Below are 7721 nucleotides of genomic sequence, written 5' to 3'. Positions count from 1 at the left end.
TTGCCAAAGCGTTGGTCACGGAGATGCCGCGGACCCTGGCGGCGTTGAACAAAGGCCTGCTCAATGAGTGGCGGGCCACGCTGCTGGTCAAGGAAACAGCCTGCCTGTCCGTCGAAGACCGGGCCGCGGTGGATGAAGAGCTCGCCCCCGATGCCGGGACGTTCGAGGGCGCCGGAGACAAAGCCATCATCGCGGCCGCGAAAGCCGCTGCGTATCGTCGGGATCCGCGGTCCGTGGCCCAGCGCGCCAGCCACGCCGCCACCGAACGAACCGTAAGCCTGCGACCGGCACCGGACACCATGACGTACCTGACCGCGCTGCTTCCGGTGGCCCAAGGCGTCGCCGTGTACGCGGCACTGACCCGGACCGCTGACTCTGCCCGGTCCAGCGGTGACCCCAGGACCCGCGGCCAAGTCATGGCCGACACCCTCGTTGAACGGACCACCGGCACCCCAGACGGGATCTCCGGGGTCGAACTCCAGCTCGTCATGACCGACCGGACCCTGTTCCAAAGCGATTCCGAACCCGCCCGGCTCCACGGCTACGGCATCGTCCCCGCACCCTGGGCAAGAACCCTGATCGGCGCCGCCGAAGAGACACCAGCACGAGGAAAACAACCACCCGAACAGGGCCGGCAACCAGCACGAGGTGCCGCAGCAACCCACCCGGAACAGCCGGTTCAGCCGACAAGCTACCGATCACGGTGGGCGGAGACACCAACACCAGCCCCAGACAGCCCGACAGGCCACGGATCACCGCCGGGCATCCGGTCAACATCCAGTCAAGGCCGGCAACCAGCACGAGGTGCCCCAGCACAGGACCTACAGCCGGCACCCGGGCAGGACCAGGAGTTCAACGTTTGGCTCCGGAGGCTCTACACCGCACCGGACACCGGCGAGTTGTTGGCCATGGACTCCAAAGCCAGGCTCTTCCCGCAGCGGCACCGGCGATTCATCGAAGCCCGCGACCATACCTGCCGCACACCCTACAGTGACGCGCCTATCCGGCATATCGATCACGTCGTGCCGTGGCGCTCCGGCGGGGCCACCACCGTGGACAACGCAGCAGGGCTCTGCGAAGCCTGCAACCACACCAAAGAAAACCCCGGCTGGAACGCCACACCCCTGCCCGAAGACACCCACGCCCTGAGCACCCACACCCTGAGCATCAGCACCCCCACAGGACACACCTACCAATCCAAAGCCCCACCACTACCCGGACACAGACCCTCCAGAACATGACCAGGCACGAAAAAGGCGGGCAGCGACTGCTCGCTGCCCGCCTTTTGGTGGTCGACTAATAGACGACTTAGAACTCCCAGTCCTCATCTTCCGTGTTGACAGCCTTGCCAATCACGTACGAGGAGCCCGAGCCCGAGAAGAAGTCGTGGTTCTCGTCGGCGTTCGGGGACAGGGCCGACAGGATGGCCGGGTTCACGTCGGTGACGGAAGCCGGGAACATGGCCTCGTAGCCGAGGTTCATGAGGGCCTTGTTGGCGTTGTAGTGCAGGAACTTCTTGACGTCCTCGGCCAGGCCGACGCCGTCGTAGAGGTCGTGCGTGTACTGGACTTCGTTTTCGTACAGCTCGAAGAGCAACTCGAACGTGTAGTCCTTGATTTCCTGCTTGCGGGCCTCGGAAACCTTCTCCAAGCCCTTCTGGAACTTGTAGCCGATGTAGTAACCGTGCACGGCCTCGTCACGGATGATGAGGCGGATGAGGTCGGCCGTGTTCGTGAGCTTGGCGCGGGAAGACCAGTACATGGGCAGGTAGAAGCCCGAGTAGAACAGGAAGCTCTCCAGCAGAGTGGAGGCAACCTTGCGCTTCAGGGGATCGTCGCCCTGGTAGTAATCCATGACGATCTGCGCCTTCTTCTGCAGGTTCTCGTTCTCGAGGGACCAGCGGAAGGCGTCGTCAATCTCCTTGGTGGAGCACAGGGTGGAGAAGATGGACGAGTAGGACTTGGCGTGCACGGACTCCATGAAGGCGATGTTGGTGTACACAGCTTCTTCGTGCGGGGTGATCGCATCCGGAATCAGCGAGACAGCGCCGACCGTGCCCTGGATCGTGTCCAGTAGCGTCAGGCCGGTGAAGACGCGCATGGTGAGCTGCTGCTCATCCGGCGTCAGGGTGTGCCACGACTGGACGTCGTTGGACAGCGGCACCTTCTCCGGGAGCCAGAAGTTGTTGACCAGCCGGTTCCAGACTTCAACGTCCTTATCGTCCTGGATCTTGTTCCAGTTGATGGCCTCGACGTGTGTCAGCAGCTTGACCTTTTCGGTCATTTCATCCCCTTTAAGCGATGGTTTTTCTTGAGATAAGCCTACGACGGCGGGTGGTGGCCCGCCGTCGCAATCTTTAGTTTTGAAGGTGGCCATGGCCACCATTAATCAACCGATAAAGGTTGATCACAACATGCAGCTGACGCAGCCCTCCACCTCAGTCCCTTCCAGCGCGAGCTGGCGGAGACGGATGTAGTAGAGGGTCTTGATGCCCTTGCGCCATGCGTAGATCTGCGCCTTGTTGATGTCGCGCGTGGTGGCGGTGTCCTTGAAGAATAGCGTCAGGGACAGGCCTTGGTCCACGTGCTGCGTGGCAGCGGCGTAGGTGTCGATGATCTTCTCGTAGCCGATTTCGTAGGCATCCTGGTAGTACTCCAGGTTGTCGTTAGTCAGGTACGGAGCCGGGTAGTAAACGCGGCCGATCTTGCCTTCCTTGCGGATTTCGATCTTGGCGGCCACCGGGTGGATGGAGGACGTGGAGTTGTTGATGTAGCTGATGGAACCGGTAGGCGGCACGGCCTGGAGGTTCTGGTTGTAGATGCCGTGCTCCATGACCGAAGCCTTCAGCTCGCGCCAGTCATCCTGGGTGGGGATGTGGTGGCCGGCAAAGAGTTCCTTGACGCGGTCCGTTTCCGGAGCCCATTCCTGCTCGGTGTACTTGTCGAAGAACTCACCGGATGCGTAGGTGGACTTCTCGAAGCCGCCGAACTTCTGGCCGGTCTCGATGGCCAGGCGGTTGGAAGCGCGCAGGGCGTGGAACAGCACCGTGTAGAAGTAGATGTTGGTGAAGTCCAGGCCCTCTTCGGAACCGTAGTGGACGTGCTCGCGGGCAAGGTAGCCGTGGAGGTTCATCTGGCCGAGGCCAATCGCATGGCTCTGGGCGTTGCCCTGGGCGATGGAAGGAACGGAGTTGATGTAGGACATGTCGGACACAGCGCTGAGGGCGCGGATGGAAGTCTCAATGGAGAGTCCGAAGTCCGGCGAGTCCATGGTCTTGGCGATGTTCATGGAACCGAGGTTGCAGGAAATGTCCTTGCCGACGGTCTCGTAGCTGAGGTCCTCGGCGTAGATGGACGGCGAGGAAACCTGCAGGATCTCCGAGCACAGGTTGCTCATGGTGATCTTGCCGTCGATCGGGTTGGCCCGGTTCACGGTGTCCTCGAACATGATGTACGGGTAGCCGGACTCGAACTGGATCTCCGCGAGGGTCTGGAAGAACTCGCGGGCGCTGATCTTGGTCTTCTTGATCCGGGAATCGTCAACCATCTCGTAGTACTTCTCGGTCACCGAAATATCGGAGAACGGAACACCGTAGACCTTCTCCACGTCGTACGGGGAGAAGAGGTACATGTCCTCGTTCTTCTTGGCGAGCTCGAACGTGATGTCCGGAACCACAACACCCAAGGAGAGGGTCTTGATGCGGATCTTCTCATCAGCGTTCTCGCGCTTGGTGTCCAGGAAGCGGTGGATGTCCGGGTGGTGGGCGTGCAGGTACACGGCACCTGCACCCTGGCGGGCACCGAGCTGGTTGGCGTAGGAGAAGCTGTCTTCGAGGAGCTTCATCACGGGGATGACGCCGGAGGACTGGTTTTCGATCTGCTTGATCGGGGCGCCGTGCTCGCGGATGTTGGTGAGCGAGAGCGCTACACCGCCGCCACGCTTGGAGAGCTGGAGCGCGGAGTTGATGGCACGGGCGATCGACTCCATGTTGTCTTCGATGCGGAGCAGGAAGCAGGAGACGAGCTCGCCGCGCTGTGCCTTGCCGGCGTTGAGGAACGTGGGGGTTGCCGGCTGGAAACGGCCGTCAATGATTTCATCGACGAGGCGGTTGGCCAGCTCTTCGTCGCCGCGTGCCAGGTGCAGGGCAACCATGCAGACGCGGTCTTCGTAGCGCTCCAGGAAACGCTTGCCGTCAAAGGTCTTCAGTGTGTAGGACGTGTAGAACTTGAAGGCGCCCAGGAAGGTCTCAAAGCGGAACTTCTTCTTGTACGCGCGGTTGAAGAGGTCGCGGATGAAGTTCATCGTGTACTGGTCGAGGGTTTCGCGCTCGTAGTACTGGTTCTTCACCAAGTAGTCGAGCTTCTCTTCCAGGTCGTGGAAGAACACCGTGTTGTTGTTTACGTGCTGCAGGAAGTACTGGTGCGCAGCTTCACGGTCGGCTTCGAACTGGATCTCGCCGTTGGGGCCATACAGGTTCAGCATGGCGTTGAGCTCGTGATAGCCCAAGCCCTTGAAAGCCTCAGGCAGCGGCTTCTTGACCGTGTCCACAGCGCCCCCGGTTACTTCTGTTTCTGCGACAGTTGTGTCCAAAACTTTTCCAGCCCTTCGTTGACCCGCTGAACGTCTTCCGGCGTTCCCATGAGTTCAAATTTGTAAAGATGCGGCACCTTGCACTTGACGGAGATGATGTCCCCCGCCGCGCAGTAATTGTCCGCGAAATTGGTGTTCCCTGCTCCAATAACACCGCGGATCAGTTCCCTGTTCCTGGGATCGTTAAGAAATCTGATGACCTGCTTCGGCACGGAACCTTCGCCGTTCGTTCCGCCGTAGGTGGGCAGAACAAGGACGAAGGGTTCAAGGGCTCTCAGCGGAGCATCCTGGGCATATAGCGGGATGCGCGCAGCATCCGTGCCCAATTTTTGGACGAATCGTTTGGTGTTCTCGGAGGTCGAGGAAAAGTAGATGAGGTGACTCCTCGTGGTCACAGCTTCCGCAGCATCGCGTACGGGTGCCGCTGCCAGCGGTGCCATGGGAGTCACCTCGACTACATAGGAATTCTGAGTGTGCTGTGGTGGCGAAGTTTGAATGAAACTTAGGCCACGGAGGAAACGGCCTGTGCCAGTTCCTCAATCTTGTCCGGGCGGAAACCAGACCAGTGGTCCTGCTCGGTTACGACAACCGGCGCCTGCATGTAACCCAGTGCCTTGAGGCGCTCAAGGGCCTCGGCATCCTGGGAGATATCCACGCTCTGGTAGGCAATGCCCTTTTTGTCCAGTGCCCGGTAGGTTGCGTTGCACTGAACACAGGCCGGCTTCGTGTAAACCGTTACGGTCATGATCCCTGTCCCCTTAATTGAAGTCTGTCGCTCTTCGTATCTGGCGGGCTCAACCGGAACTAACTACTGAATCCGATACCGGCCCGCGGGCTGCCGTGACAGCCAACACGCTCTGATTTTGTCTTGCGCTGGTTTCCCGCTCAATCCGTAAATCGATACTACATGTAGTGCAAGCGTCGAACTGGAACCCCAAGATGATGTATTACAAGTATGTCATTCAATCCACCGGTCGTCCACAGGCAAGGGCCCTCAAAATGTCCGTGATTCCGCCAAATTGAGAGATGTCATCCACACCCTGTGGACTACTTAGCCACATTTAATCTCCAGCGTGTCGCCGGGATACGGCGTGTCGTGACACTTTGAAAATGTGGCGTGGCGAACAGCTAAAATCTGCTGATGGTCAATCTCCTCCACCTCCGGACGCTGATGGAAGTAACCCGCTTGGGTTCCTTTGCCGCTGCCGCCGCCCAGCTTGGCTACACAGCCTCGGCAGTCTCCCAGCAGATGGCCGCGCTGGAACGCGATACCGGCGTCGAGCTTTTCCAGCGGTCAGCGCGCAGCGTTGTCCCCACGGAAGCGGCCATGACCATGACCCGGCACGCCTCGAAAGTACTGACCGACGTCGAGGCCCTCATGGCGGCGGCCTCAAGGACCAACGACTCCCCCGCCCAGGAACTGAGGCTGGGCATCTTCCCAAGCCTTGCCACCTATGTGCTGCCCGAGATCCTTCGGAACGAACGCTGGAATGGGTTGGGCATTGAGCTCCGGGTCTCCGTGGCCGAACCCGCCCAAACCATCCAGGGCCTGCGCAGCGGCGGCGAATTGGATGTGGCCTTGGTCTACCAGGTGGGGCAGTCCGGCCTGGCTTGGCCGCACTCGCTGGAGCGGCAGTGGATCGGGGACGATGATTTCCGGGTGGTGCTGCCTGCGTCCTGGAAGATTCGCGAGGACGCCGAGATCGAAGCAGCGCATCTGTCCGACATGCCGTGGATCATCCACCACCCCGGCACCAGTGACGCCCTGGTGATTGAGCGGCTCTTCGCCAGCTGCAACCTTCACCCCCGCGTGGTGGCCTACAGCGACGACTTCCACGCCAGCCTGGAAATGACCGCCGCCGGACTGGGCGCATCTCTGGTACCGGAACTGGCGCTGCGGAACCGGCCATCCGGCGTCGTGGTCCTTGACGTACCGGACATCCGATTGGCACGAAACGTCTTCGCCCTGCTCATCAACGAAAAGCGGACCGCCCAAGTGCAGTTGTTCACACAGCTGCTGGCCGATACCCTCCGGGACACCTCCGGCAAGAGCGGACTTCACCCCCTGAAAACCGCGCCTGTCAAGGGTCCGCAACGGCGCAGGTGAAATATTGCCAAGTGCTGGAACCCGCAGGTTGATGGGGTTAGATTGATCACATGGGCAAGGTAGCGAGCAAACATTTTGGGGAGATCGAGCTCAACCACGGGCGTGAACATTGTTTCGTCGCCAGACACGAGCTCGCCGGCAACCAGCTGGAACTGGACCTCAATGTCACTGCGCACGACCACTTTGACGAGGCGGCCATGCGCAAGGTGGATTACCGCCTGCGCTTCCTCCCCGAACTGGTGGACCAAGTCAGGGAAATGATCGCCGACGAACTCGACCAGGACGGCACCAATCCCCAACAGTTCCTGCATTTCCATAGCTCACAGCTCAAGGATGAGCAGCTGGAATCGGTCTTCGGCGTCCGGGACAAGGGCCAGCTGACCAACGATGTGTTCCTCAAGGCCCTCAAGCTCGGCCACGTCGCCATCTACCCGGGACAGCCGGAACGGTACTTCGTCCTGGACTTCACGCTCGGATCACACTTCACGGACGAGCTCCTGGTGGTCGCGGCCGATGAAGACGGCGTGGTGGACGACGAAATCCTCTGGGAGTAGCAAACAACTCCAACAACGTACGACGACGGCCGGTCACCTTCTTGGTGACCGGCCGCCGTCGTTGTTGCCCGATGTGGGTCCAACAATTCGTCAACTTTGTTGGATAAAAGGTTCACCAGGGCCTGTCGACGCGCGGACCATCGTCAGGGCTTCTCAGATACTCCCCGCGCTCCTGCCCTTCCGAGCGCTCCCGCTGGGCTTGTTTCGCACTTTCCTCCAGCTGTTTAAGTTGTTCCTGTGCAGGGGCGGTCGGCGATTCCTTGGAAGGCTGCTGGGGTCCGCCATTTCGCGGCTGGCCCTCAGCGATTTTTGTGCTGAGCCGCTCTTCTGCTTCTTCAAGGGCGGCACCCTCACCGGCGGCATTGGCGGGACCAACAGCGCGGCACTGTGGCGGTGACGCCTCCGCGGCAGCAAGCCCTTCGGCAAACAGGCGGGCCGCAGCATCGCCCTCGCCGGCGGCGTCTCCCAAT

Annotated in this window: 7 protein-coding genes and 1 pseudogene; 3 read left to right on the top strand and 5 right to left on the bottom strand. The window is 60.6% G+C overall.

Annotated features, from left to right (window positions below):
- Nucleotides 1-1241, top strand: a 1241-nt coding sequence (locus HP499_RS17815) for an HNH endonuclease (RefSeq protein ID WP_172325527.1), incomplete at its 5' end; no start/stop codon positions are given.
- Nucleotides 1242-1308: 67 nt separating this feature from the next.
- Here the strand turns inward: HP499_RS17815 and nrdF are convergent.
- From nrdF to nrdH, 4 genes are all read right to left on the bottom strand, one after another.
- On the bottom strand, nt 1309-2283 hold the full coding sequence (gene nrdF, locus HP499_RS17810; protein ID WP_011775019.1) for a class 1b ribonucleoside-diphosphate reductase subunit beta: 975 nt from the start codon (nt 2281-2283) through the stop codon (nt 1309-1311).
- A 123-nt stretch (nt 2284-2406) separates the two neighbouring features.
- A complete protein-coding gene (nrdE, locus tag HP499_RS17805) occupies nt 2407-4548 on the bottom strand; it encodes a class 1b ribonucleoside-diphosphate reductase subunit alpha (protein ID WP_309138416.1) in 2142 nt (713 codons plus the stop codon).
- Nucleotides 4549-4559: 11 nt separating this feature from the next.
- Nucleotides 4560-5030 carry a class Ib ribonucleoside-diphosphate reductase assembly flavoprotein NrdI gene (nrdI, locus tag HP499_RS17800; RefSeq protein WP_159734007.1) on the bottom strand — a complete coding sequence of 157 codons (471 nt, stop codon included), beginning with the start codon at nt 5028-5030 and terminating at the stop codon, nt 4560-4562.
- A 62-nt stretch (nt 5031-5092) separates the two neighbouring features.
- Nucleotides 5093-5335, bottom strand: a complete 243-nt coding sequence (gene nrdH, locus HP499_RS17795; RefSeq protein ID WP_011775022.1) for a glutaredoxin-like protein NrdH — start codon at nt 5333-5335, stop codon at nt 5093-5095.
- Nucleotides 5336-5731: 396 nt separating this feature from the next.
- On the opposite strand from nrdH, the gene HP499_RS17790 reads away from it, so the two are divergent.
- Together HP499_RS17790 and HP499_RS17785 are read left to right on the top strand one after the other, a co-directional pair.
- On the top strand, nt 5732-6697 hold the full coding sequence (locus HP499_RS17790; RefSeq protein WP_172325526.1) for a LysR family transcriptional regulator: 966 nt from the start codon (nt 5732-5734) through the stop codon (nt 6695-6697).
- 50 nt (nt 6698-6747) lie between these two features.
- Nucleotides 6748-7251 carry a DUF2004 domain-containing protein gene (locus tag HP499_RS17785; protein WP_172325525.1) on the top strand — a complete coding sequence of 168 codons (504 nt, stop codon included), beginning with the start codon at nt 6748-6750 and terminating at the stop codon, nt 7249-7251.
- Between the two features lie 112 nt (nt 7252-7363).
- Here HP499_RS17785 and HP499_RS17780 read toward each other — a convergent pair.
- Nucleotides 7364-7721 (bottom strand): annotated as a pseudogene (locus HP499_RS17780) (hypothetical protein); the annotation flags it as partial.

The sequence above is a fragment of the Paenarthrobacter sp. CM16 genome (genome assembly GCF_013179505.1).
Lineage (GTDB): Bacteria > Actinomycetota > Actinomycetes > Actinomycetales > Micrococcaceae > Arthrobacter.
Note: the sequence above shows the minus strand (reverse complement) of the source record. Positions and strands in the feature narration are given on the sequence as shown.

Coding starts and splice junctions, on each gene's coding strand:
- nrdF (WP_011775019.1), bottom strand. CDS start 2,283: ATGACCGAAAAGGTCAAGCTGCTGACACACGTCGAGGCCATCAACTGG.
- nrdI (WP_159734007.1), bottom strand. CDS start 5,030: ATGGCACCGCTGGCAGCGGCACCCGTACGCGATGCTGCGGAAGCTGTG.
- nrdH (WP_011775022.1), bottom strand. CDS start 5,335: ATGACCGTAACGGTTTACACGAAGCCGGCCTGTGTTCAGTGCAACGCA.
- HP499_RS17790 (WP_172325526.1), top strand. CDS start 5,732: ATGGTCAATCTCCTCCACCTCCGGACGCTGATGGAAGTAACCCGCTTG.
- HP499_RS17785 (WP_172325525.1), top strand. CDS start 6,748: ATGGGCAAGGTAGCGAGCAAACATTTTGGGGAGATCGAGCTCAACCAC.